Raw genomic sequence first — 22,946 nt, forward strand, 5'->3', positions numbered from 1 at the left:
TCTCTCCTCAGGTGGTTCGGGTCAGGTGGGACGTGTCAGGTGGGGTCGTGCTCAGACGGTGGCGAGCGCCGGCGTGTCGACGGCAGCAGGCCGACGGCTCACGGCGTAGCGCTTGAGGGCGACGACGGCCACGGCCGAGATCACGGTCCCGAGCGCGATCGCCCCGACGAACCACAGCACGTTGCCGATGGCGAAGAAGACGAAGATCCCCCCGTGCGGCGCCTGCGACGTCACGTCCGTCGCCATGACGAGCGCTCCCGTGGCGGCGGCCCCGAGCATGCTCGCGGGGATCACGCGCAACGGGTCTGCCGCCGCGAACGGGATCGCGCCCTCGGAGATGAAGGACGCCCCGAGCAGCCAGGCGGCCTTGCCGTTCTCGCGCTCGGCGAGGCTGAAGAGCCTCCGGTCGATCACGGTGGCCAGCGCCATCGCGAGCGGCGGCACCATGCCCGCCGCCATGACGGCCGCCATGATCTGCCACGGCGCGGTGTTGTCGACGCTCGCCGTCCCGAGACCCGCCACCGCGAAGGAGTAGGCCACCTTGTTGACCGGACCGCCGAGGTCGAACGCCATCATGAGGCCGAGGATGATCCCGAGGGTCACGGCGGACGCGCCGGTCATGCCCGCGAGCCACGCGTTGAGCCGCTCGGTGACGAACGCGATCGGGCCGCCGAGCACGAGGAACATCAGGCCGGACGCCACGATCGACGCCGCGAGCGGGATGATCACGACCGGCATGAGGCTGCGGAGCCAGCGCGGGACGTCGAGGCGCTCGAAGCTCTTGGCCACCACCCCGGCGAGGAGCCCGCCGACGATGCCGCCGAGGAAGCCCGCGCCCATGAAGCCCGCCACGGCCCCGGCGGTGAAGCCGGGCGCGATGCCCGGCCGGTCCGCGATCCCGTACGCGATGTAGCCCGCCAGCGCCGGCACCAGGAAGCCCATCGAGAGCTGGCCAATCTTGAAGAACACCGCGCCGAGGTAGGCACCGAGGCCGCCGTCGGGCAGGGCGAGGAAGGTGTTCTCGAGCACGATCTGGTCCGCCGTGCCGGTGATGTCGAACCCGCCCAGGAGGAACCCGAGCGCGATCATCAGCCCACCCGCGGCGACGAACGGGATCATGTAGCTCACGCCGGTGAGGAGGGCGCGCTTGAGCTGGTGGCCGAGGTGCTCGCTCCGCTCCTCCTCCGTGGCGGCGTCGGGGTGGAACCCGCCGCTCACCCGCCGGGCGTGCGGGTCGTCGGCGGCGGCCAGCGCCTCGGCGACCATCCGCGCGGGCTCGTCGATGCCGCGCTTGACGGGCGCGTTCACGACGGGCTTGCCGGCGAAGCGCTCGCGGCCCCGCACGTCCACGTCGACCGCGAAGATCACGGCGTCGGCCGCGGCGATCACCGCCGGGTCGAGGGCCGCCATGCCCGCCGAGCCCTGGGTCTCCACCTGGAGGTCGACCCCGGCCTCGGCGGCGGCGGCCGAGAGCGCATCGGCCGCCATGTAGGTGTGGGCGATCCCGGTCGGGCAGGCGGTCACGGCGACGAGGCGCCGGGTCCGCGGTGCGCCGGAGGGCACCGGCTCCGTCATGCTGCCGGCCACCGGTGCTGCGGGTTCCGCTGCTCCTGCCGGCGCCGGTGCAGGGCTGACGACCGCGGTGACGATCGCGACGACGTCGGCCGCCGAGCCCGCGGCCCGCAGCGACGTCGTGAAGTCCTTCTTCATGAGCGATCGGGCGAGCTTGGCGAGGAGCTTGAGGTGCTCCTGATCCGCACCGGCCGGCGCCGCGATGAAGAACACGAGGTCGGCGGGACCGTCGTTCGCCCCGAAGTCGACGGGCGGGGACAGCCGCGCCATCGCGAGGGTCGGCTCGGTGACCGCCTCCGACCGGCAGTGCGGGATCGCGATCCCGCCGGGGATGCCCGTGGCCGTCTTGGCCTCGCGGGCCAGGGCGTCGGCGGCGAGGCCCTCGACCTCGGTGGCCCGGCCCGCGGCGACGACACGCTCCGCCAGGTGCCGGATGACGGTGGTCGGTGAAGCTCCCAGGTCGGCGTCGAGCGCGACGAGGTCGGTGGTGATCAGAGCACCCACTGGTCATCCTCCATCGGATGGGTGGCGACAGCCGTCACGGTGACGGCGTCGGGTCGGGTCTGCTCCAGCGCGGGAACGGTGGAGCCGGGGAGCGAGGCTGCAGCGGCCCCGTGAGCGACGGCCTGGCGCAGGCGGTCGGGAGCGGACGACCCGGCGAGGTCGGCGAGGAGGTACCCGGCGAGTGCCGAGTCCCCGGCACCGACCGTGCTCCGGGGAACCATGGGAGGAGTACGGCCGAGCCAGCTGCCCTCCGCAGTGACCAGGACGGCCCCCTGAGAGCCGAGGGTCGCCAGGACGGCGCCCACGCCGGCGTCGACCAGCGACCGCGCCGCGGCCGCCGCGAGCGACGGGTCAGTCTCGAGACCGGGCCCGTCACCGACGCCGGTGAGCTCGGCGAGCTCCTCGGCGTTCGGCTTGAGCAGGTCCGGGTGCGCGGCGACCGCCGCGGCGAGCGGTGGGCCGGACGCGTCGACCGCGACCCGCGGGGCTGCGGCCCCGAGCCGCGCACGCAGCTCGCGGACCAGTCCGGCGTAGAAGTCGTCCGGGACCCCTCCGGGCAGGGATCCGGCGAGCACCAGCCATCGGGCGCCCGTCACCCGGGCGAGCACGAGCTCGACGAGTGCCGCCTGCTGGTCCGCCCGAAGGGACGGACCCGGCGCGTTGACCTTCGTGGTGGTGCCGTCGGGCTCGGTGAGCGCCACGTTGCTGCGCAGCGGGGTGCCGATCGGGAGTCCGACGTGCGGGATCCGCTGCGCCACCAGGGCAAGCATCACGGGGTCGTCCGCGTCGCCCGGGAGCACCGCCAGGCACGGCGCTCCCGTGGCCTGCAGGGCTCGGCAGATGTTGACGCCCTTGCCGCCGGGCTCCTGGCTGTCGCCGACCGCCCGTTGCACCGCACCACGGGCGAGCGGCTCGGCGAGCTCGACGGTGCGGTCGAGGCTCGGGTTCGGGGTCAGCGTGACGATCATGCGACCACGACCTCCACCTCGGCCTCGGCCAGCGCACGCGCCAGGTCGGGCGGCGGAGAGTCGTCGGTGACGAGGGCATCGATCTGGTCGAGCGTCGCGAACCGGACCAGCGTGTCCTCGCCGAGCTTCGAGGAGTCCACGAGCGCGACGACGCGTCGCGCCGATCGCACCATGGCGGCCTTGACCGCGGCCTCGGCCGAGTCGGGGGTGCTCAGACCGAAGTCGGCGGTCAGGCCGTTCGCACCCACGAACGCGACGTCGGCGCGCAGCGCGTCGAGCTGGCGGGTCGTCGTCGGGCCCACGAGGGCGCTGGTCAGGCCACGCACGCGGCCGCCGAGGAGGTCGAGCTGGATCTCGACGCTGGCCGCGAGGACGGAGGCGATCGGCAGGGCGTTCGTGATCACGAGCAGCTCGTCGCCGACCCGCTCGGCGCGCCAGGTCGCGAGCCGGTCCGCGAGCCGCTCCGTCGTGGTCCCGGCGTCGAGGATCACCGACGCCGCGCGGCCCGCGGGGACGAGCGCCAGCGCTGCGTCCGCGATGCGGTTCTTCTCGTCGAGTCGCTGGGTGCGGCGCTCGAGGAGGCTGGGCTCGGACAGGCTGACCCGGTGCATAGCCACCGCTCCACCGTGGACCCGGCGCAGCCGACGAACGCCCTCCAGCGTGTCGAGGTCTCGCCGGACCGTCTCGGGAGTGACGTCGAGCTCGGCCGCGAGCTCGGCCACGGTGACGCGGCCGCGGTCCGCGACGACGTCGGCGATCCGGTCCTGGCGTTCGTGTGCGAACACGGGTGCTCCTCGGCGTTGAGGTGACGGCGTTTGAGGTGACGGCGTTTGAGGTGACGGCGTTGACGTGGCGAGGACGGGTGTCCGGCGCGGTGATCCGCCTGCGTTCTTGTGACTCTATGCCCGTTTGAGTTTGCTTGTCAACGAATCACAGGTAAACAAATCCTGCGGGCGTGAGCGGCCCGCGTTGGAGGAGCACGAAGGGCACCCGGGTTCTCCGCCGGTGCCCTTCGTCAGGTGGTACGGCGGCCTACTCCACGCCCAGCAGGACCTCGACGGCGCGGTCGCAGAAGGCGTCGACCGGACCCTCGGCATAGCCGCGGCGTCCGCCCCGCCGGCGGAAGGTCGCCGACCGCACCGCCTGCGCCGTCAGCGGCTCGCCCCGATCGAAGTAGGCGACGAGCCGCTGGCACAGCGCGTCGACGTCCGCCGGCTCGTACCCGGGCTCACCGCGGTGGGCCGGCGCGAACCGCTCGCCGTCGGGGCGGGTGAGCCGGCCGTAGAGCGTCCGCGCGCCGTCGGCCAGCTGGTCCATCCACGCCTGCTGCCCGTGCTGAGCGACGAACTCCTCGCGCGTCCGGGCGACGAACGCCGCCTCCAGACGATCGAGCGCGCCGTCGACCGCGCGGATCGAGTAGCCGCCCCGCACGACGTCGAACGCGATCGAACGGACGTCGCGGCCCGTCAGCGCCTCCGCGACCTGCGCCTCGTAGACGCGGCGCGCGTGGTCGAAGAACTCGTCCACCTCGTCCGTCGCGTACCCCGAACGGAGCCGCGAGACGGTCCGGAACATGCCCTGGCTCACTCGTCCTCCTCGGCGGCCAGCTGGCCGCACGCCCCGTCGATGTCGCTGCCTCGCGTGTCGCGGATCGTCGTCGGAACACCGTGCGCCCGCAGCCGCGCCACGAACTCGTCCTCGACCGCGGGGTCGCTCGCGGTCCACTTCGAGCCCGGGGTGGGGTTGAGCGGGATCGGGTTGCAGTGCACCCAGCCCTTGCCGCGCGCGTTGAGCTTCTCCCCGAGCAGGTCGGCACGCCACGCGTGGTCGTTGATGTCGCGGATCAGGGCGTACTCGATGGAGACGCGACGGCCCGTCACGTCGAAGTAGCGGCGGGCGGCGTCGAGCGTCTCGTCGACGCTCCAGCGCGTGTTGATGGGGACGAGCTCGTCACGCAGCTCGTCGTCCGGGGCGTGCAGCGACACCGCGAGGGTCACCGGGACGCCCTCCGTGGTGAGCTTCTCGATCGCGGGCACGAGGCCGACCGTCGAGACGGTGATGTTGCGGGCCGACATCCCGAGGCCGTCGGGCGTCGGCGCGACGAGCCGGCGCACCGTCTCCATGACGGCCTTGTAGTTGGCGAGCGGCTCACCCATCCCCATGAAGACGAGGTTGGACAGGCGCGTCGGGCCGCCGGGGACCTCCCCGTCCGCGAGCGAGCGCGCGGCCGCGCGCACCTGCTCGACGATCTCGGCCGTGGAGAGGTTGCGCGTCAGGCCGAGCTGACCGGTGGCGCAGAACGGGCACGCCATGCCGCAGCCCGCCTGGCTCGAGACGCACAGCGTCGTGCGGTTCGGGTAGCGCATGAGCACCGACTCGACCTTGGCCCCGTCGAACAGGTGCCAGAGCGTCTTGACCGTGGTCCCGCCGTCGGCCTGCATGGTGCGTGCCGCGGTGAGGAGCTGGGGGAACAGGTCGGCCACGAGGAGGTCACGGCTCGCCCTGGGCAGGTCCGTCATGGCGGCCGGGTCGGCGGTCAGGTGCGTGAAGTAGTGCGTCGCGAGCTGCTTGGCCCGGAACGGCTTCTCACCGAGGTCGGTGACGGCCTGCACGCGCTGCTCGGGCGTGAGGTCGACGAAGTGCCGCGGAGGCTTGCCGCGCGGCCCACGACGGCTCGCGGAGAAGTCGAGGGCGACCGAGGTGGGGTTCGACGGCGCGGCGGCGGCGGTGGGGACGGTCATCGGTTCGAGTCTTCCAGTTCAGTCGCCGACCGGCAGGAACGCCAGCAGCACGAGGTACACGACGGGCGCGCTCAGCAGCATCGAGTCCAGGCGGTCGAGGACTCCGCCGTGGCCGGGCAGCAGGCTGCCCATGTCCTTGAGCTGCAGGTCGCGCTTGAGGAGCGACTCGGACAGGTCGCCCACCGTCGCGGTGATCACGGTCGCCAGGCCGAGCCCGACGCCGATCAGCGGGTTGGCGCCGAAGCCCCACGCGATGCCGATCGCACCCACCACGCAGGACAGCACCACCGACCCGGCCAGACCTTCCCAGGTCTTCTTGGGGCTCACCGCGGGGGCCAGCGGGTGGCGACCCACGAGAACCCCGGCGACGTACCCGCCCACGTCGCTCGCGACCGCCAGGAGGACGAAGAGCAGGACCCGCCGCGCGCCGTCGGGCATCGACAGCATGATCATCGCGAAGCCGGCCATGAACGGCAGGTAGGCGGCCGCGAAGATGCCCGCGTTCGCGTCGCGGAGCGCCGCCGGTCCCGTCCCGTCCAGCACCCGCCAGACGACGACGCCGCCCGCAGTGAGCATGAACGACACCAGCAGCGCCTCGCTGCCCGCGACGTACGACGAGACGAGGATGCCGACCGCGCCGACGAGCAGCGGCAGCAGCGGCAGGTGGATGTCCCGGCGCGCCAGCGCCTGAGCCAGCTCCCAGAGCGCCGCCCCGACGGCGAGCAGCGCGAGCCCGAGGAAGATCTCCTTGTGCCAGAACAGGGACGCCCCGACCGCGCCGAGCAGGAGCAGGCCGACGACGATGGCCACCGGCACGTTCCGGCCGGAGCGCGGGACCTGCGGTGGCGCGGCGGGGCCGGCGAGCTGAGTCATCAGACCTCGAGCAGCTCGCTCTCCTTGGCCGCGAGGACCGTGTCGATGACCTCGATGCGCTTCTTGGTCTGCACCTCGAGCTCCTTCTCGGCCCTGGCCACCTCGTCCTCCCCCGCCTCGCCGTCCTTCGCGATGCGGTCGAGCTCCTCCTTCGCGCGGCGGCGGATGTTGCGCACGGAGACCCGCGCGTCCTCGGCCTTCGCGCGAGCGAGCTTCACGAAGTCCTTGCGGCGCTCCTGCGTGAGGCTGGGCAGGACGACGCGGATGACGTTGCCGTCGTTGCTGGGGTTGACCCCGAGGTCGGAGTCGCGCAGCGCCTTCTCGATGCCCGTCATGACGGACTTGTCGAACGGCGAGATCAGGATCGTGCGTGCCTCGGGCGTGTTGAACGAGGCGAGCTGCTGGAGCGGCGTCGGCGTGCCGTAGTACTCGACGGTGATCTTGGAGAACATCGCCGCGTTGGCCCGACCGGTCCGGATGGTCGCGAAGTCCTCCTTGGCGACCTCGATCGCCTTGTCCATCTTCTGCTCGGCCTCGAGAAGGGTCTCGTCGATCACCGGTGCTCCTTTGTTCGCGTCGTTCGCGGATCGTCGTGGCGCTGCGGCCACGGGGGTGCGGGTCAGTCCGCCGTGACCAACGTGCCGATCTTCTCACCCAGCAGCGCGCGCGTGACGTTCCCGGGCTCGCTCATGCCGAACACTCGCATGCGCACGTCGTTGTCCTTGCACAGGCTGAACGCGGTCGAGTCGACCACCTCGAGCCCCTGGAGCAGCGCGTCCGCGTACGTGAGGTGGTCGAGCCTGACGGCGGTGGGGTCGGTGCGCGGGTCGGCGGTGTAGACGCCGTCGACGCCGTTCTTGCCCATGAGCACCTCCTGGCAGTGCGTCTCGAGCGCTCGCTGCACCGCCACGGTGTCCGTCGAGAAGTAGGGCATGCCCGCGCCCGCGCCGAAGATCACGACGCGGCCCTTCTCCATGTGCCGGATGGCGCGCAGCGGGATGTAGGGCTCGGCGACCTGACCCATGGTGATGGCGGTCTGGACCCGCGTGTCGACGCCGGCCTGCTCGAGGAAGTCCTGGAGCGCCAGGCAGTTCATCACGGTGCCGAGCATGCCCATGTAGTCGGCGCGCGCACGGTCGAGGCCGCGCTGGGAGAGCTCGGCGCCGCGGAAGAAGTTGCCGCCGCCCGTGACGACCGCGACCTGGACACCCGCGCGCACCGCCGCCGCGATCTCCGCGGCGACCCGCTGGACGACGTCGGGCGCCAGGCCGATCCCCCCGCCGCCGAACGTCTCGCCCGAGAGCTTGAGGAGGACCCGGCGGGGGCCACCGTCCTCATCGCGCACCGGGCCGGAACCGCCGGTCAGCGCGTCGTGGTCCTGCGTCACATGTCCTCCGCTCGCCGGGGGCCCGCTCCGGGCCGGTCCGGTTCGTGCTCGTCGCCGGTGTCACGTCCCGGCCCGTGGTGGAGCGCCGTGTGCGGAAGTGGCCCCGGCCCCGAAGGACCGGGGCCACCCCGCGCTGCGTGTCAGGCCCCGACGCGGAACCGCGCGAAGCCGGTGACCGTGCCGCCGGCCTCGGCGAGCACCTGGCCGACCGTCTTCTTCGGGTCCTTCGCGAACGCCTGGTCCACCAGGACGTTCTCCTTGAAGAAGCCGTTCAGGCGGCCCTCGACGATCTTCGGGAGCGCGGCCTCGGGCTTGCCCTCGTTCCGCGAGGTCTCCTCGGCGATGCGCCGCTCCGACTCGACCACGTCCGCAGGGACGTCGTCCTTCGTCAGGTACTGGGGCGAGTACGCCGCGACGTGCATCGCCACGTCCTTCGCCACGTCGGCGCCCGCGGCGTCCGTCGCGACGAGCACCCCGACCTGCGGCGGGAGGTCCTTGTTGACCTTGTGCAGGTAGAGCGCCACCTTCTCGCCGGCGACCCGCGCGAGCCGGCGGACGACGACCTTCTCGCCGAGCGTCGCGGCCGTCTCGTCGACGACGTCCTGCAGCTTCGTCCCGTCGACCTCGGACGCCAGCAGTGCGTCGGCGTCCTGCGCGCCGGACGAGACCGCCGCGGCGATCACCTTGTCGGCGAGCCCGAGGAAGGTGACGTTCTTCGCCACGAAGTCCGTCTCGGAGTTGATCTCGACGAGGACGCCGAGCTCACCGGACCCGGCCGGGTTCGCGGAGACGTTCGCGGCCACGAGGCCGTCGGAGGCCGAGCGGCCCTCGCGCTTGCTCACGCCCTTGAGGCCCTTGACCCGGATGATCTCGAGCGCCTTCTCGGCGTCGCCGTTCGCCTCGTCGAGAGCCTTCTTGACGTCGAGCATGCCCGCGCCGGTGCGCTCGCGGAGTGCCTTGATGTCAGCGGCGGTGTAGTTCGCCATGGAGTTTCCGTTCTGGTCGATTCGGTTGCGGCAGCGGTGCGAGGACTACTCGGACTTCGCTGCGGCGTCGGCGTCGGCGTCGGCGTCGGTCGAGACGTCGCCCACGGCCGGCTCCTCGGCAGCCAGGGTCGGCGCCTCGGCTGCCGCAGCAGCGACCGCTGCGTCGACCGCCGGAGCGGCGTCCTGGCCGGGGGTCGCAGCGCTCTCGGTCGGCAGCGACTCACCCGCGGGCGCCTCGGTGGCGGCAGCGGCCTCGACCGCGACCTCTGCCGGGACGTCGGCGACAGCGGCCTCCGCAGCGGCGGCAGGCGCTGTCGCGCTCTCGCCGGCGGCACCCGCGGTGAGACCGGCCTCGGCGCCGGCGAGGAGCTCGCGCTCCCACTCGGCCAGCGGCTCGGCGTCGACCTCGGCCCCGCCCTCGGCGGCACCCGCACGACCCGAGTGGCGCTGGATCAGGCCCTCGGCCGCGGCGTCCGCGATGACGCGGGTCAGCAGCGAGACGGCGCGGATCGCGTCGTCGTTGCCGGGGATCTTGTAGTCGACGACGTCGGGGTCGCAGTTCGTGTCGAGGATCGCGACGATCGGGATGCCGAGCTTGCGTGCCTCGTCGACCGCGAGGTGCTCCTTGTTGGTGTCGACGATCCACACCGCGGAGGGAACACGGGTCATGTCCCGGATGCCGCCCAGCGTCTTCGCGAGCTTGTCGCGCTCGCGGCGCATGATCAGCAGCTCCTTCTTCGTGAACGCGCTGCCCGCGACGTCGTCGAAGTCGACGAGCTCGAGCTCCTTGAGCCGCTGGAGCCGCTTGTTCACCGTCTGGAAGTTGGTGAGCATGCCACCGAGCCAGCGCTGGTTGACGTAGGGCATGCCGACGCGGGCGGCCTGCTCCGCGACGGGCTCCTGCGCCTGCTTCTTCGTGCCGACGAAGAGGATGGTGCCGCCGTGGGCGACCGTCTCCTTGACGAAGTCGTACGCGGTGTCGATGTAGTGCAGCGACTGCTGCAGGTCGACGATGTAGATGCCGTTGCGCTCGGTGAAGATGAAGCGCTTCATCTTGGGGTTCCAGCGGCGGGTCTGGTGCCCGAAGTGGACACCGCTCTCGAGCAGCTGGCGCATGGTCACGACGGCCATGGCACGTCCTTCCGGCGCGCACCCTCACGGTGTGCGCGCAAAGTGGCGGGTCCGCGGCGGGACCCGCATTCCGGTTGTCGACGCCGACCGGGCGGTCGGTGCCCCTGGCGCCACGTCCGTGCTGGCGCCGAGGATCGCTCCTCGGACCGCTGCCAGCGCGTACGCCTGCTCTGCCGTCCGTGCCTCGGGCCCGGGTGCAGAGCGCGGCTGATGGCGCGCGATGTCGACCGGCACGCGCCGGTCGCGGCGCCAACTCTACCCGACCCCAGGGCGCCCGACGGACTGCCTGCGCACCGGCGGGCCGGCGCGCACCGGCACCGCGCGTCCACGCTCGCCAGGATCGACCCCATGCCGACCTCACTGACCCAGCTGGCCGTGCTCGGCGTCGCGGTGGCCGCCCTCGCGACCGGCGTCGCCGTCACCCCGTCCCCGACGTCGCTGCCCGGCCCGCCGGGGACGCCCGCCACCACCGGGGCGGCCGTCTCGTACGTGTCACCGGTGCCCGGGGGGACCGGGACGCCGACCGTGGTCCGCCCGTTCGACGGGCCCGACGAACGCTGGGCGGCGGGGCACCGGGGCGTGGACCTCGCGTCGGGCGTGGGCGACGAGCTGGTGAGTCCCGCTCCGGGCACGGTGACTTTCGCCGGCACCGTGGTGGACCGCGGCGTGCTCAGCATCCTGCATCCCGACGGTCTCCGGACCAGCCTCGAGCCGATCGTGCCGGTGGTCGTCGCAGGCCAGGACGTCCGCGCCGGCGAGCCCGTCGGGACGCTCGGGCCGGAGCGGGGTCACTGCGCCCCCGCGCCGTGCCTGCACTGGGGCGTCCGGCGCGGCGAGGAGTACCTCGACCCGCTGACGCTGCTGGCCGGCTCGGCACCGATCGTCCTGCTGCCCGGCGACTGAGCGCGCTGCGCGGGGCGTGCCCGCGATCGGGTGGAGCGGACTCAGTCGCGCTCGGCGTCCATCAGCTTGGCGCGCAGGCGCAACATCGCCGCGGTGTGCATCTGGGAGATGCGTGACTCGGTCACACCGAGGACACGACCGATCTCGGCGAGCGTCATGCCCTCGTAGTAGTAGAGGACGAGGACGATCTTCTCGCGCTCGCCGAGCTGCTCGATCGCCCGCGCGAGCAGGTACTTGGTCTCCTGCGCTTCGAAGGAGCCCGCCGGGTCCGGCGTGCGGTGGTCCTCGAGCGTGTCGATCAGCGAGAAGGAGTCGGTCCGCTCCGAGCCGCCGCCGAGGAGGTCGTCCAGCGCGGCCACGTTCACGGTGGAGAGCTGCGCGAACACCGTGCGGAGCTCACCCACCCCGACCTCGAGTCGCTCGGCGACCTCGGACTCGGTCGGGGTCCGCCGGAGCTCGCCCTCGAGATCGGCGTACGCGCGGTCGACGGCGCGTGCCTTGGTCCGCACGGACCGCGGGATCCAGTCGATCGCCCGCAGCTCGTCGATGATCGCGCCACGGATGCGGGCGCTCGCGTAGGTCTCGAACTTCACGGCGCGCCCGAGCTCGTACTTCTCGATCGCGTCGATCAGCCCGAACATGCCGTACGAGACGAGGTCCGCCTGCTCGACGCTGCTCGGCAGGCGCATGCCGACGCGCCCCGCGACCGCGGTCACGAGCGGCGCGTAGTGCAGGATCAGTCGCTCTCGGGGCATGCGGTCGCCCGTGGCCTTGAACTCGGCCCACGCACGCTCGATCAGGTCGGCGACGGTCTCGTCGGTGAGGTCCAGCACGAGGTCGAGGTCGTCCGCGGGAACGGTGTCCTCGGTGCGCACCGCGTCCTCGACCAGCACGTGGTTGTCGACCGGCACGTGGTTGTCGACCAGCACCGAGCCGGCTGCCCGCGCCACGTCGCCGGGGAGCACGGCGTCGCCTGCCAGTACCGCGTCGCGCGGGTCCACCTCGTGGACGAGCAGGCTCTGCGCGCCGCGCTGGTGCGGCAGCAGGACCGCCGGCGCAGTCCGGTCGCTCGCCGCGGCGCGCTCCTGGGTCTGGGCTGTCATCGAACGTTCCCCCGTCGTCCTCATGCTCGTGGATGCGCTTGCTCGAACGAGCGACGCAGCCGCTCGGCAGACACGTGCGTGTACCGCTGGGTCGTCGCGAGAGTCGCGTGCCCCAGGACCTCCTGCACGCTGCGGAGGTCGGACCCGCCGTCGAGCAGGTGCGTGGCCGCGCTGTGCCGCAGCCCGTGCGGCGCGACGTCGTCGACCTCGGCGAGGGCCGCGACCTCGTGCGACGCCGCCCGGATCTGGCGTGCGTCCGCGCGGCGACCGCGGCGACCCAGCAGCAACGCCGGTCCGGACGTTCCCGTGGCGAGCAGCGGCCGGCCGTCCGCGAGCCACCGCGTGACGGCTGTCGCGGCCGGCACGCCGAACGGCACCAGACGCTCCTTCGCGCCCTTGCCCATGACGCGGAGCAGCCTCTGGTCCAGGTCGACGTCGTCCACGTCGACCGCCACCAGCTCGCCCACCCGTGCCCCGGTCGCGTAGAGCAGCTCGAGAGCCGCCCAGTCGCGCAGGTGGACCGGGTCGCCGTCGTCGGCGCGGGTCCGCGCGACATCCAGCAGTCGAGCGGCCGGTGCGACGCCGAGCACCGTCGGGAGGCTGACCGTCGCCCGGGCCGAGGCGAGGCGGAGCGCCGGGTCCGCGGCCACCCGACCGGTGCGCTGCGCCCATGCGAAGAACGTGCGAGCGGCTGCACCCCGGCGCGCGAGGGTCGCGCGGCTCAACGGCACCGCGGCCATGACGGCGAGCCAGCCGCGCAGCACGGAGAGGTCGACGCCGTCGAGCGTCGTGACGCCGCGGTCCGCGGCATACGCGAGCAGGTGCTCGAGGTCACCGAGGTACGCCCGCACGGTGTGCTCCGACAGTCCGCGCTGCGCAGCCAGGTGGGTCTCGAACGCGACCTGCAGCTCCGACGACCACAGCGCGGGGCGAACCCCCGGCGCGTCCATGGTTGCGGTCTGCATGTCCCTACGGTGACCGGCGGGCGACCCGCCCACAAGGGCCAGTTCTGGGGGGTCGGTGGGGACGGATGCGCGTTCGTCCCTTGCGTCCGATTCGCCCCGGCGTTCCCGGTGGTTCTCGACCCCTGCCGTGACGAACTTCACCCGGTCCCCCCTCAAGTACGCGGCGCGGCGCGTCGACGCCGCCACCCGGCTCCTTGCCTCTCAGCCAGCCCGTCGAGCTCGAGCGGGCCGAGCGCGGCCAGCGTCTCACCTTGCGACAGCCCTGCGGCGCGCGCCACCGACTCCGGCGGGGCGGGCCGCACCACGGGGAGCGCGTCGAGCACCCGGCGAGCGACGGCGTCCAGGCCGTCGACGTCCGAGCGTGCGACCGTCCGCTCGGGTGCGAGGTCGGTGCCGGCCGCTCCCGCGAGCTCGGCGACCTCGGCCGCGTCCGTGACGCAGACGGCGGCACCGTCGCGCAGGAGCCGGTGGCACCCGGCCGATGCCATCGACGTGACCGGACCGGGCACCGCGCCGACAGGTCGCAGGAGGGTTCCGGCGTGGCCCGCGGTGTTCAACGCGCCAGACCGCCACGCGGCCTCGACCACGACCGTGGCGGCACTCGCCGCGGCGATCAGCCGGTTGCGCTGGAGGAACCGGCTCTTGCTCGGGACGCTCCCGGGTGGCACCTCGCTGACGAGCGCCCCACCGGCGTCGACCACCCGGCCCAGCAGGTCGGCGTTGCCCGCCGGGTACGGACGGTCCACACCGCCGGCCAGGAAGACGAGCGTGTCTCCCCCGACGGCGATCGTCGCCCGGTGCGCGGCGGCGTCGATCCCGTAGGCACCGCCGGACACGACCGTGAAGCCCCGAGCGCTCACCCCCGCGGCCAGGTCGGCGGTGACATGGGTGCCGTAGGCCGTGGCCGCGCGGGCCCCGACGAGCGCGACGGATCGCGCGAGCGCGGAGTCGAGCGCGGTCGTCCCGCGGACCCAGAGGCACGGCGGGGCGGCCGGGCCGAGGTCGTCCAGGCGCGTCGGCCAGGACGCGCTGCCCGGGTGCAGGAGCACCCCGCCCAACCGGGCCAGGACCGCCAGCTCCCGACGCGGGTCCGTGTGCTCGAGCCGAGGGGCCCAGCGGCCGAGGGCGGTGACGAGTCGGCGTCGCGAGGCGCCTTCCAGCCGGCCGACGCGCTCGCTCAGCTCGTCGACGGAACGCCGGACGCCTGGAGCGTCGCCCGTGAGCCCGCCCCCACCGCCGGTGCCCGTCGTCCGCGCGAGGGCGGCGCGGACCCAGGCGAGTGCGTCCTGCGCGCCGAGGACCGACACGAGCGCCCCTGCCGTGGTGTCCCCCGGCTCCGCGAGGCGGCTCCAGGCGGCTCTCGCAAGGGTCTCCCCGTCGTGGTCGGCACCCCCGGCCAGCGTGCTCACGCGGCCACCTGCCCGCGCGTACGCAGGAGCAGGCCCTGACCGATCTCGCTGCGGCTCGGCGCCGAGCGCCCGGCGAGGTCCGCGAGGGTCCACGCGACCCGCAGCACGCGGTCCACGCCACGCAGGCTGAGCGCGCCACGGTCCAGGGCGCGGTCGAGATCCGCCATCAGGGACCGGTCGGCGCCGAGCGCGGCCCTGATCCAGTGGCCGGGCACCTCGGCGTTGGTCCGCCACGGCGTTCCCGCCAGCCGCTCCACCTGCGCCTCCCGAGCACCCGCGACGCGCCGCGCCACGACGGCTGTGGACTCGCCACGGCCGGCTCCGTCGATCTCGGCGCGTGAGGCGGGGTGCACCTCGACCTGCAGGTCCACACGGTCGAGGAGCGGGCCGGAGAGCCGCGACCAGTACCGGCGCCTCGTCATGGGTGGGCAGACGCACTCGAGGCCCTTGCCGACCGCCTTGCCGCACGGGCACGGGTTCGCGGCGAGCACGAGCTGGAACCGGGCGGGATACCGGGCCGAGCCGCCGGCGCGCTGGATCACGAGCTCCCCGTGCTCGAGCGGCTGTCGCAGCGTCTCGAGCACCCGCGGGGAGAACTCGGGCGCCTCGTCCATGAAGAGCACCCCACGGTGCGCGCGGGACGCGGCCCCGGGTCGCGGCATCCCGGAGCCGCCGCCCACCACAGCAGCCGCGGTCGCCGTGTGGTGGGGGTCCTCGAACGGTGGTCGCCGCAGCAGCCCCTCCGCGGGGTCGAAGGTCCCGGCGAGCGAGTGCACCGCGGTGACCTCGACCGCCTCGGGCTCGGTGAGGTCCGGCAGCAGCCCTGGCAGCCGCGCGGCCAGCATGGTCTTGCCGGCGCCGGGCGGTCCCACCATGAGCAGGTGGTGCCCGCCCGCCGCCGCGACCTCGAGCGCCGCGCGCGCCTGGTGCTGGCCCAGCACCTCGGCGAGGTCGACCGGGAGCGGTGCCCGGCGGACCGCCCCGACGGGCTCGACCGCGGACGGTGCGGGCTGCTCGATCTCGGCGCCGTAGCGCCAGGCCACCTCGGCGAGACTCGCCGCGCCGAGCACGACGGCGCCCGGCACGAGCGCCGCCTCGGTCGCGTTCGCCGCGGGGACGACGACGTGCGGGTGACCGGCGGCGACCGCCGCGGCGACCGCGGGCAGCACCCCGCGCACGGGACGCAGCCGCCCGTCGAGGCCGAGCTCGCCGAGGTGGACGACCCCGGCCACCCGCGCGGCGTCGCACACCCCCGCACCCGCCAGCATCGCCACCGCGATCGCGAGGTCGAAGCCGGACCCCGACTTGGGCAGCGACGCGGGCGAGAGGTTGACGGTGATCTTGCGCTGCGGCCAGCCGATGCCCGACGACGAGACCGCCGCCCTGACCCGGTCCCGCGACTCGGCGAGCGCGGCGTCGGGCAGGCCCACGAGCGAGAATCCCGGCACCGACGCCGCCAGGTGCGCCTCGACCTCGATCAGGTGCCCGGACAGCCCGAGCAGCGAGACGCCCAGCGTTCGACCGAGCCCCATCAGACGACCCCGACCAGGTGCTCGACGCGGGCCGCGCCGCTCGGCGGCACGACGACGGCGACGACGTCGATCCGGATCGTCGGTGGCCGGACGTCGTGCGCCGCGAGCCACTGCGCCGTCAACCGCCGGAGCCGCGCGAGCTTGCGCGGGGTGACCGCCTCGGCCGGGTGGCCGAACGCCGACCCGCGCCGCGTCTTGACCTCGACGACCACGAGCGCGTCGGCGTCCCGCGCGACGATGTCCAGCTCGCCGTCCGGGCCCCGCCAGTTGCGGTCGAGCACCTGCCAGCCCGCGGCGACGAGATACTCCGTCGCCACCTTCTCCCCGTACCGCCCGACCGCGTCCTTGGCGCGCATGCCGACCACCTCCGGTCCCGAGGCTGCCCCGGGCCGCGCGGGGATGGAGCGTCGGGTCCAGGAGGCTAGGGACGAGCGCACGTCGCGCGCTGCTGGGGACGGTCCGCCACCGGAGCCACCCGCTGCCGACCCGCACACGGGACCGCCCACCGGGCCTCGGCGGAGGCGCCCCCGTCAGCGAGGGAAGGCGCCGCCCTGCCCCAGGTCGAGCTCGGCCTTGGCGAGCTCCTCGACGTTGACGTCGCGGAACGTCACGACGCGGACCGACTTCACGAAGCGGGCCGACCGGTAGACGTCCCACACCCAGGCATCGGCGAGCGTCAGCTCGAAGTAGACCTCGCCCGCCGCCGACCGCACCTGCAGGTCCACCTGGTTGGCGAGGTAGAACCGACGCTCGGTCTCCACCACGTACGAGAACAGGCCCACCACGTCTCGGTACTCGCGGTAGAGGGCGAGCTCCATCTCGGTCTCGTAGTTCTCCAGGTCCTCCGCACTCACGGACCCATCATGGCCCATCGATCGCGGCGGTGCGCCGACCGCGGGCCACCGCCGGGTGCAGCCGACCGGTGCTCGTCAGTCGTCCGCCGCCGCGTCGGGGTGGTCCACCGGCAGGCGCCAGCTCTGCCGGTGAAGCCTGCTGGGCCCGTGCACCCGGAGCGCCGCCACGTGCTCGGCCGAGCCGTAGCCCTTGTTGTCCGCCCAGCCGTACAGCGGGTGCGCGCCCGCGAGGGAGGCCATGAGCGCGTCGCGCTCGCACTTGGCGAGGATGCTCGCAGCGGCCACCGACGCGCACGTGCGGTCGGCCTTGACCAGGAGGTGCACCCGGGGCTGCGGCGCCTCGACCGCGGCCCTGCCGAGCCCGGCGAGCGGCGGCCCGAGCTCCGTCACGCCGTCGGGCGACGCCACGCCGTCGGGCGATCCCTCGAAGAGCCGACCCTGGCGCGGCGCCGAGAGCCAGTCGTGCGACCCGTCCAGCAGGACGGCGTCGACCGGGCCGAGGGCGTCGACCACCTCGGCGAGCGCGCGTCGGCCCGCGAGCCGCAGGGCGGCGATGATCCCGAACGCGTCGATCTCCGCGGCGGACGCGTGGCCGACGGCGCGCGCGAGGCCCCAGCGGGAGAGGCTGGGGAGCAGCGCCGTGCGAGCGGCCGGCGTGAGGAGCTTGGAGTCCGCGACGCCGCGCGGGCACGTCCGCGTGGTCGCACCGACGGCGACCGCTCCCACGCTGACGGGACCGGCGAGCGCGCCCCGCCCCACCTCGTCCATCCCGACCACGAGCGCGGCGCCCGCGCCGAGGAGGGCGCGCTCACGTCGCAGCGTCGGCGTCGGTGTCGGTGTCGTCCGACGCTGCGTGCTCCGGGTCGGCGTGGCCGCGCGACGCGCCTGCCGCGCCCGGTCGAGCGCCGTCCCGTCCTGCGTCGTCGTCGTCATGCTGCCCCTCACGACCCGGCCGAGGCCGCCGGGACGTCCGCGAAGGTGGGTCCGGGGTTCCGCAGCAGCGCCAGCCGGTCCGCCGGCCACACCCGCGCGAAGCTGGTACCGACCACGTTCGCCACGGGGATGCTGCCCCCCCCGGGGTCGCCGAGGTGACCCCGCGAGTCGCGCGAGTTCTGCCGGTTGTCGCCCATGACCCACAGGCTGCCCGCCGGCACCGTCACGTCGAACTCGGCCTCGCTCGGTGCGGAGCCCGGCTTGAGGTACGGCTCGTCGATCCCGACGCCGTTGACCGTGACGCGACCGGCTTCGTCGCAGCACGCCACCTGGTCGCCCGGCAGCCCGATGACCCGCTTGATCAGGTGCTCGCCCGAGTCCTGCGGCAGCAGCCCGATGAACGTCATCCCGGCCTCGAACGCGTCGCGCAACGCGCTCTGCTGCTCCGGCTGCACAGGCGGCAGCCAGCCTCCCGGGTCCTTGAAGACCACCGTGTCACCGCGCTGGAGCTCGAACGGTCCGGGGACGAGTTTGCTCACGAGCACGCGGTCGCCCACCTGGAGCGTGTCCTCCATCGAGGCGCTCGGGATGAAGAAGGCCTGCACCAGGAACGTCTTGATCAGGAGCGAGAGGGCGAGCGCGCCCACGAGGATGATCACCGTCTCGCGCAGCCACGACGCACCGCTCGAGGGCGGCGCGTGGCGCGCAGCCGACCCGACCTCGGCGCCTCGCTGGGGGGACACGGACTCCGACTGGTCGCTCACCCGCTCACTGTGCCATTCCGCCTGCGCCCGAACCTAACCGCGCACGAGCGGCGTGCCGCCCGTCGTCGGTGGGGATCGCGCGTCCAGCGAGGCGTGCCGCGCGCCGGCCGCAGGTCCCCCGAGGGGCTCGGGGGACGCCGACGGGCGGCCACCGGGGCTCCGGTGGCCGCCCGTCGGGCGGAGCTGTGCGGGACTGCCGGCGTCACTTCGCCGGGACGGTCTCGCGCTTCTCCTTGATCTTCGCCTTCTTGCCGCGCAGCTTGCGCAGGTAGTAGAGCTTCGCGCGACGGACGTCACCGCGGGTGACGACCTCGACCGAGTCGATCGTCGGCGAGTGGACGGGGAACGTGCGCTCGACGCCCACCCCGAAGCTGATCTTGCGGACGGTGAACGTCTCGCGGACGCCGCCGCCGGCGCGGGCGATGACCACGCCCTGGAAGACCTGGATGCGGGAGCGGTTGCCCTCGACGACCTTGACGTTGACCTTGAGCGTGTCGCCGGCACGGAAGGCCGGGATGTCGGTGCGCAGCGAAGCTGCGTCGACCGCGTCGAGCGTGTGCATGTGGTTCGCTTCCCCGCCCTGCCACAGGTCAGGCGCGATGTCGGGGCCGCTCGGGTCGAGCGGTCCGGTGGTGTTCGTTCGGAGGGGTGCGCTCGCGGTCGAGACCGACTCCCCTGTGGCAGAGACGCGACCGGCACACACCGACCGACCATTCTGCCACACCACCTGCGCCGGCCCGAACCCGCCGGTGCGCGGGGTCGGCCGGTCACCCTCAGGAGCGCGGCTCGTCCCGCCGACGCAGCACCCCGGCGTCGGCGGTCCACCCGAGCGAGTCGAGGAGCGCGAGGTCGTGCGTGTCGAGCCCAGCCACGTCGAGCGCCACGACGAGGTCGGGACGCCGCTCGGCGGTGCGGGTCAGCGCCTCGTCCCGGCGCCACCGTGCGATGCGCGCGTGGTGCCCCGAGAGCAGCACCTCGGGCACCTCGAGCCCCGCCCACCGCGGCGGCTTGGTGTAGACCGGGTACTCGAGGAGACCGGCGGCGCCGTGCGACTCCTCGACGAGCGACTCGGGGTTCCCGACGACGCCGGGCAGCAGCCGCGCGACCGCCTCCACCACGACGAGCGCCGCCACCTCGCCCCCGTTGAGCACGTAGTCGCCGATCGACACCTCGTCGACCGCCACGCCGCGCTCGCGGTAGTGCGCGGCGACGCGGGCATCGATGCCCTCGTACCGGCCGCACGCCACCACGAGGTGCTGCTCGTGCGCCAGCGCCTCGGCGGTGCGCTGCGTGAACGTCGTCCCCGACGGGGTCGGGACGACCAGGCGGGCCGACGGCGCGGCGCCCGCGAGCACGTCGTCGAGCGCTGCCCCCCAGACGTCCGGCCGCATGACCATCCCGGCGCCGCCACCGAACGGTGTGTCGTCGACCGTCCGGTGCTTGTCCGACGCCCAGTCCCGCAGGTCGTGCACGCGGACGTCGAGGAGGCCCGCGGTCCGCGCCTTGCCGACGAGCGACAGCTCCAGCGGCGCGAGGTACCCGGGGAAGATCGAGACGACGTCGATCCGCACGTCAGGCCTTGTCGGCGTCGGTGTCCCGGCCCGACGACGCGCCGTCCGTCTCCTCGGACGCGACCATGTTCGCGGCGTCGGACGCGAGCAGGCCCGCCGGCGGGTCGATCACGACGCGACCGCCGTCGACGTCCACCACGGGGACGATCGCCCGCACGAAGGGCACCAGGGTCCGGTCGCCGGACTCCTCGACGAGCACCAGGACGTCGTGGGCCGGCAGGTGCTCGAGACCCGCGATCGTGCCGAGGGCGGTCCCGTCGACGTGCTCGGCCCGCAGCCCGGACAGCTCGTGCGGGTACCAGGCGTCCTCCTCGGCGTCGGCGGTCGCCTCGACGACGAGCTCGACCCCCCGCAGCGCCTCCGCGGCCGTCCGGTCGTCCGCCTCGGCGAAGGCCACGAACCACCGTCCGTGCTGCTCCCGGACGCGCGTGAGGGTGAGCGGGCCCGCCGACGCCGGATCGGTCGCGAGCGTCGCGCCGACCTCGAGCCGACGCGCGGGCGAGTCGGTGCGGAGCTCGAGGGCGACCTCGCCGCGCAGGCCGTGGGCGCGGCCGATCCGGGCGACGGTGAGCTGCATGGTTCCTCCGGGCGGGGCGGGCGGACGGACGAGGTGTCGTGGCCGGCGTGCGGCGACGACGAGGCCCGGCCCCAGGCTACGTGTGCAGCGTGGGGACCGGGCCTCGTCGGTGGAGCGGGTGCGGTGCCTCAGCGCCGGTCGACGTCCACGACGTCGATCCTGACCGGGCCGTCCGTGGCGAGGGCGCCGACCACGGTGCGCAGCGCGCGCGCGGTGCGCCCGCCGCGGCCGATCACGCGCCCGAGGTCCTCGGGATGGACCCGGACCTCGAGGAGCTCGCCCCGGCGCAGGGTCTTCGCGTCCACCTGGACGTCGTCCGGGTGGTCCACGATGCCGCGCACCAGGTGCTCGAGCGCGTCCGCGAGCATCAGGCCTGCTCGTCCGCGGGAGCCTCGGCGGTCTCGCCGGCGGCGTCGTCCGCAGCGGGGGCCTCAGCGGCGTCGACGGACGCGGCCGCCGACTTCGCTGCCTTCTGCTCCGACGCCTTGGCCTTGGCCTTCTCGGCGTCGAGCGCGGCGGCGTCGATCGCGGCCTGCGGGTCGACCTTGTCGCCCTTGGTACGCAGCGTGCCCTCGGCACCCGGGAGGCCCTTGAACTTCTGCCAGTCACCGGTCACCTTGAGCAGCGCGAGCACCTGCTCGGTCGGCTGGGCGCCGACGCCGAGCCAGTACTGGGCGCGCTCGCTCTGGATGTCGATGAGCGAAGGCTCCTCGGTGGGGTGGTACTTGCCGATCTCCTCGATCACGCGGCCGTCACGCTTGGTGCGCGAGTCGGCGACGACGACGCGGTAGTACGGCTGACGGATCTTGCCGAGACGCTTGAGACGGATCTTGGTGGCCACGGTGTGGTCTTCTCCTGAAGGGTGAGCTGTGGTGGTCCGGCTGCGACGACCCGTGGGGGCAGGTCGGCAGCAGGCGCCGAAGGACACGGTGACGTGCGGCTAGAGGGTCCGACGTACCGGGTACAGCCGACCATTGTGCCACGGCGGGCGAGGTCACCCCAACCGCACCAGGACCGGGGCGCCCCCGGTCCCCGCCCGACGTCTCAGGCCACCCGGCGCCCACGCAGGACGACGGCACGGGGGTCGGCGAGCACCCGCGCGTCGAGCCGCGGGTCGGCGTCGTAGACGACGAGGTCCGCGCTCGCGCCCTCCTCGAGCCCGGGCACGCGCAGGTACTCGCGCGTCCGCCAGCTCGCCGCCGCCACCACCGCGGCGTCCGGGAGCCCGGCGTGCACGAGCTCGGCGACCTCGTCGGCGATCCGGCCGTGCTCGAGCGTGCCGCCGGCGTCGGTGCCGACGAGCAGCCGCACCCCCGCGTCGTGCAGGTCGCGGACGTGCTCGTAGCGGCGCGCGTGCAGGTGGCGCATCCGGGCCGCGAACAGCGGGTAGCGGCCGTCCGCCTGCGCCGCGATCGCCTCGAACTGCGCGACCTGGAGCAGCGTCGGCGTCACGGGGATCCCGCGGTGCGCGACCTCGTCGATGAGCTCGTGCGTCAGCCCGGTGCCGTGCTCGAGACAGTCGATCCCGGCCGCGAGCAACCCCGGCAGCGCCTCGGTGGAGAACGTGTGCGCCGTCACGCGGGCACCTCGCTCGTGCGCGACGGCGATGGCCTTGGCGAGCACGTCGTCGGGCCAGAGCGGGCGGAGGTCCCCGTCGGCGCCGAGGTCACGGTCGATCCAGTCGGCGACGAGCTTGATCCAGCCGTCGCCGCGCTCGGCCTCCTCGGCGATCGCCTCGGGCAGCTGCCCGACGTCGGCGAGGTCGCGGCCGTAGTTGCGCAGGTACCGCTTGGGTCGGGCCAGGTGGTGGCCCGAGCGCAGGAGGCGCGGGAGGTCCTCGCGGTCGTGGACCCAGGCGGTGTCGGCGGGTGAGCCGGCGTCGCGGATGAGCAGCGTCCCGGCAGCGCGATCGGCCAGCGCCTGCTGCTCGGCGGTCGCCCGGTCGACCGGACCGTCGGCTCCCAGGCCGATGTGGCAGTGCACGTCCACCAGGCCGGGCAGCGCCCACCCGTCCAGCGTGGCGACCTCGCGTGCGGTGGTGGGCCGCTCGAACGTGACCCGGCCGTCCACGGCCCAGACCTCGCCGAGCTCGCGGTCGTCGTCGAGCACCACCGTGCCCCGCACGTGGATCACCGCGTCGTCCGTGCCCCGGTGCGCGGGCGCGGGTGCCACG

Annotated in this window: 25 protein-coding genes; 1 reads left to right on the forward strand and 24 read right to left on the reverse strand. The window is 73.9% G+C overall.

From position 1 onward, the window contains the following. Positions 1-51: 51 nt before the first annotated feature. The 10 genes from HIR71_RS04940 to rpsB all read right to left on the reverse strand — a co-directional run bounded on the left by HIR71_RS04940 (position 52) and on the right by rpsB (position 10,162). Entirely contained in the window at positions 52-2,076 is a 2,025-nt protein-coding gene (locus tag HIR71_RS04940) for a PTS fructose transporter subunit IIABC (protein ID WP_169323948.1), read from the reverse strand. Then, positions 2,064-3,044, reverse strand: a complete 981-nt coding sequence (locus tag HIR71_RS04945; protein ID WP_169323949.1) for a 1-phosphofructokinase family hexose kinase — start codon at positions 3,042-3,044, stop codon at positions 2,064-2,066. Before HIR71_RS04945 ends, HIR71_RS04940 begins: the two co-directional genes overlap by 13 nt. Next, positions 3,041-3,829, reverse strand: a complete 789-nt coding sequence (locus HIR71_RS04950) for a DeoR/GlpR family DNA-binding transcription regulator (RefSeq protein ID WP_169323950.1) — start codon at positions 3,827-3,829, stop codon at positions 3,041-3,043. Before HIR71_RS04950 ends, HIR71_RS04945 begins: the two co-directional genes overlap by 4 nt. Positions 3,830-4,076: 247 nt before the next feature. Continuing rightward, entirely contained in the window at positions 4,077-4,631 is a 555-nt protein-coding gene (locus HIR71_RS04955) for a DivIVA domain-containing protein (RefSeq protein WP_169323951.1), read from the reverse strand. Continuing rightward, entirely contained in the window at positions 4,628-5,785 is a 1,158-nt protein-coding gene (gene rlmN / locus HIR71_RS04960; RefSeq protein ID WP_169323952.1) for a dual-specificity RNA methyltransferase RlmN, read from the reverse strand. The genes HIR71_RS04955 and rlmN overlap by 4 nt, the downstream gene beginning before the upstream one ends. An 18-nt stretch (positions 5,786-5,803) precedes the next feature. After that, positions 5,804-6,658, reverse strand: coding sequence for a phosphatidate cytidylyltransferase (locus HIR71_RS04965; RefSeq protein ID WP_169323953.1), 855 nt, complete (start codon positions 6,656-6,658; stop codon positions 5,804-5,806). Next, the gene (frr, locus tag HIR71_RS04970) at positions 6,658-7,215 is read right to left on the reverse strand and encodes a ribosome recycling factor (protein ID WP_169323954.1); all 558 of its coding nucleotides are present in this window, start codon (positions 7,213-7,215) and stop codon (positions 6,658-6,660) included. The genes HIR71_RS04965 and frr overlap by 1 nt, the downstream gene beginning before the upstream one ends. Positions 7,216-7,277: 62 nt before the next feature. After that, positions 7,278-8,024 (reverse strand): UMP kinase, encoded by a 747-nt coding sequence (pyrH, locus tag HIR71_RS04975; RefSeq protein ID WP_211373813.1) that lies wholly within the window; start codon positions 8,022-8,024, stop codon positions 7,278-7,280. A gap of 161 nt (positions 8,025-8,185) precedes the next feature. After that, on the reverse strand, positions 8,186-9,031 hold the full coding sequence (tsf, locus tag HIR71_RS04980) for a translation elongation factor Ts (protein ID WP_169323956.1): 846 nt from the start codon (positions 9,029-9,031) through the stop codon (positions 8,186-8,188). A gap of 45 nt (positions 9,032-9,076) precedes the next feature. Then, a complete protein-coding gene (gene rpsB / locus HIR71_RS04985) occupies positions 9,077-10,162 on the reverse strand; it encodes a 30S ribosomal protein S2 (RefSeq protein WP_169323957.1) in 1,086 nt (361 codons plus the stop codon). A gap of 348 nt (positions 10,163-10,510) precedes the next feature. Between rpsB and HIR71_RS04990 the strand changes: the two genes are divergently transcribed. Then, positions 10,511-11,065 (forward strand): M23 family metallopeptidase, encoded by a 555-nt coding sequence (locus HIR71_RS04990; protein WP_169323958.1) that lies wholly within the window; start codon positions 10,511-10,513, stop codon positions 11,063-11,065. Between the two features lie 41 nt (positions 11,066-11,106). On the opposite strand, the gene whiG is transcribed toward HIR71_RS04990, so the two are convergent. From whiG to HIR71_RS05060, 14 genes are all read right to left on the reverse strand, one after another. After that, positions 11,107-12,168: an RNA polymerase sigma factor WhiG gene (gene whiG, locus HIR71_RS04995; RefSeq protein WP_169323959.1), complete on the reverse strand. Its 1,062-nt coding sequence runs from the start codon at positions 12,166-12,168 to the stop codon at positions 11,107-11,109. A 20-nt stretch (positions 12,169-12,188) separates the two neighbouring features. After that, entirely contained in the window at positions 12,189-13,133 is a 945-nt protein-coding gene (locus HIR71_RS05000) for a tyrosine-type recombinase/integrase (protein ID WP_249051574.1), read from the reverse strand. Between the two features lie 152 nt (positions 13,134-13,285). Next, on the reverse strand, positions 13,286-14,542 hold the full coding sequence (dprA, locus tag HIR71_RS05005) for a DNA-processing protein DprA (protein WP_311836097.1): 1,257 nt from the start codon (positions 14,540-14,542) through the stop codon (positions 13,286-13,288). Then, positions 14,539-16,074 carry a YifB family Mg chelatase-like AAA ATPase gene (locus tag HIR71_RS05010; protein ID WP_169323960.1) on the reverse strand — a complete coding sequence of 512 codons (1,536 nt, stop codon included), beginning with the start codon at positions 16,072-16,074 and terminating at the stop codon, positions 14,539-14,541. Before HIR71_RS05010 ends, dprA begins: the two co-directional genes overlap by 4 nt. Beyond that, the gene (locus HIR71_RS05015) at positions 16,074-16,430 is read right to left on the reverse strand and encodes a YraN family protein (RefSeq protein ID WP_169323961.1); all 357 of its coding nucleotides are present in this window, start codon (positions 16,428-16,430) and stop codon (positions 16,074-16,076) included. Before HIR71_RS05015 ends, HIR71_RS05010 begins: the two co-directional genes overlap by 1 nt. Positions 16,431-16,604: 174 nt before the next feature. Continuing rightward, positions 16,605-16,928 (reverse strand): DUF2469 domain-containing protein, encoded by a 324-nt coding sequence (locus tag HIR71_RS05020; RefSeq protein ID WP_169323962.1) that lies wholly within the window; start codon positions 16,926-16,928, stop codon positions 16,605-16,607. Between the two features lie 75 nt (positions 16,929-17,003). Continuing rightward, entirely contained in the window at positions 17,004-17,861 is an 858-nt protein-coding gene (locus tag HIR71_RS05025; RefSeq protein ID WP_169323963.1) for a ribonuclease HII, read from the reverse strand. An 8-nt stretch (positions 17,862-17,869) separates the two neighbouring features. Further along, positions 17,870-18,625: a signal peptidase I gene (lepB, locus tag HIR71_RS05030; protein ID WP_169323964.1), complete on the reverse strand. Its 756-nt coding sequence runs from the start codon at positions 18,623-18,625 to the stop codon at positions 17,870-17,872. 202 nt (positions 18,626-18,827) lie between these two features. After that, positions 18,828-19,187 carry a 50S ribosomal protein L19 gene (rplS, locus tag HIR71_RS05035; RefSeq protein ID WP_169323965.1) on the reverse strand — a complete coding sequence of 120 codons (360 nt, stop codon included), beginning with the start codon at positions 19,185-19,187 and terminating at the stop codon, positions 18,828-18,830. A gap of 211 nt (positions 19,188-19,398) precedes the next feature. Further along, a complete protein-coding gene (trmD, locus tag HIR71_RS05040; RefSeq protein WP_169323966.1) occupies positions 19,399-20,196 on the reverse strand; it encodes a tRNA (guanosine(37)-N1)-methyltransferase TrmD in 798 nt (265 codons plus the stop codon). 1 nt (position 20,197) lies between these two features. Beyond that, positions 20,198-20,773, reverse strand: coding sequence for a ribosome maturation factor RimM (gene rimM / locus HIR71_RS05045; protein WP_169323967.1), 576 nt, complete (start codon positions 20,771-20,773; stop codon positions 20,198-20,200). Positions 20,774-20,901: 128 nt separating this feature from the next. Next, complete coding sequence (locus HIR71_RS05050) at positions 20,902-21,141, reverse strand: RNA-binding protein (protein WP_169323968.1); 240 nt, start codon at positions 21,139-21,141, stop codon at positions 20,902-20,904. Then, positions 21,141-21,614, reverse strand: a complete 474-nt coding sequence (rpsP, locus tag HIR71_RS05055; RefSeq protein WP_169323969.1) for a 30S ribosomal protein S16 — start codon at positions 21,612-21,614, stop codon at positions 21,141-21,143. Before rpsP ends, HIR71_RS05050 begins: the two co-directional genes overlap by 1 nt. 203 nt (positions 21,615-21,817) lie before the next feature. Then, entirely contained in the window at positions 21,818-22,945 is a 1,128-nt protein-coding gene (locus tag HIR71_RS05060; protein ID WP_311836098.1) for an amidohydrolase family protein, read from the reverse strand. Between the last annotated feature and the right edge of the window lies 1 nt (position 22,946).

It is taken from the genome of Cellulomonas fimi, from assembly GCF_012952065.1.
In the GTDB taxonomy this organism is placed as follows: domain Bacteria; phylum Actinomycetota; class Actinomycetes; order Actinomycetales; family Cellulomonadaceae; genus Pengzhenrongella; species Pengzhenrongella fimi_A.

What these genes read in the sequence shown, in the direction of transcription:
- HIR71_RS04945 (WP_169323949.1), bottom strand. Translation starts at nt 3,044, where the DNA reads ATGATCGTCACGCTGACCCCGAACCCGAGCCTCGACCGCACCGTCGAG.
- rlmN (WP_169323952.1), bottom strand. Translation starts at nt 5,785, where the DNA reads ATGACCGTCCCCACCGCCGCCGCCGCGCCGTCGAACCCCACCTCGGTC.
- HIR71_RS04965 (WP_169323953.1), bottom strand. Translation starts at nt 6,658, where the DNA reads ATGACTCAGCTCGCCGGCCCCGCCGCGCCACCGCAGGTCCCGCGCTCC.
- tsf (WP_169323956.1), bottom strand. Translation starts at nt 9,031, where the DNA reads ATGGCGAACTACACCGCCGCTGACATCAAGGCACTCCGCGAGCGCACC.
- rpsB (WP_169323957.1), bottom strand. Translation starts at nt 10,162, where the DNA reads ATGGCCGTCGTGACCATGCGCCAGCTGCTCGAGAGCGGTGTCCACTTC.
- HIR71_RS04990 (WP_169323958.1), top strand. Translation starts at nt 10,511, where the DNA reads ATGCCGACCTCACTGACCCAGCTGGCCGTGCTCGGCGTCGCGGTGGCC.
- whiG (WP_169323959.1), bottom strand. Translation starts at nt 12,168, where the DNA reads ATGACAGCCCAGACCCAGGAGCGCGCCGCGGCGAGCGACCGGACTGCG.
- HIR71_RS05000 (WP_249051574.1), bottom strand. Translation starts at nt 13,133, where the DNA reads ATGCAGACCGCAACCATGGACGCGCCGGGGGTTCGCCCCGCGCTGTGG.
- HIR71_RS05010 (WP_169323960.1), bottom strand. Translation starts at nt 16,074, where the DNA reads ATGGGGCTCGGTCGAACGCTGGGCGTCTCGCTGCTCGGGCTGTCCGGG.
- HIR71_RS05015 (WP_169323961.1), bottom strand. Translation starts at nt 16,430, where the DNA reads ATGCGCGCCAAGGACGCGGTCGGGCGGTACGGGGAGAAGGTGGCGACG.
- HIR71_RS05025 (WP_169323963.1), bottom strand. Translation starts at nt 17,861, where the DNA reads ATGACGACGACGACGCAGGACGGGACGGCGCTCGACCGGGCGCGGCAG.
- rplS (WP_169323965.1), bottom strand. Translation starts at nt 19,187, where the DNA reads ATGCACACGCTCGACGCGGTCGACGCAGCTTCGCTGCGCACCGACATC.
- rimM (WP_169323967.1), bottom strand. Translation starts at nt 20,773, where the DNA reads ATGCAGCTCACCGTCGCCCGGATCGGCCGCGCCCACGGCCTGCGCGGC.
- HIR71_RS05050 (WP_169323968.1), bottom strand. Translation starts at nt 21,141, where the DNA reads ATGCTCGCGGACGCGCTCGAGCACCTGGTGCGCGGCATCGTGGACCAC.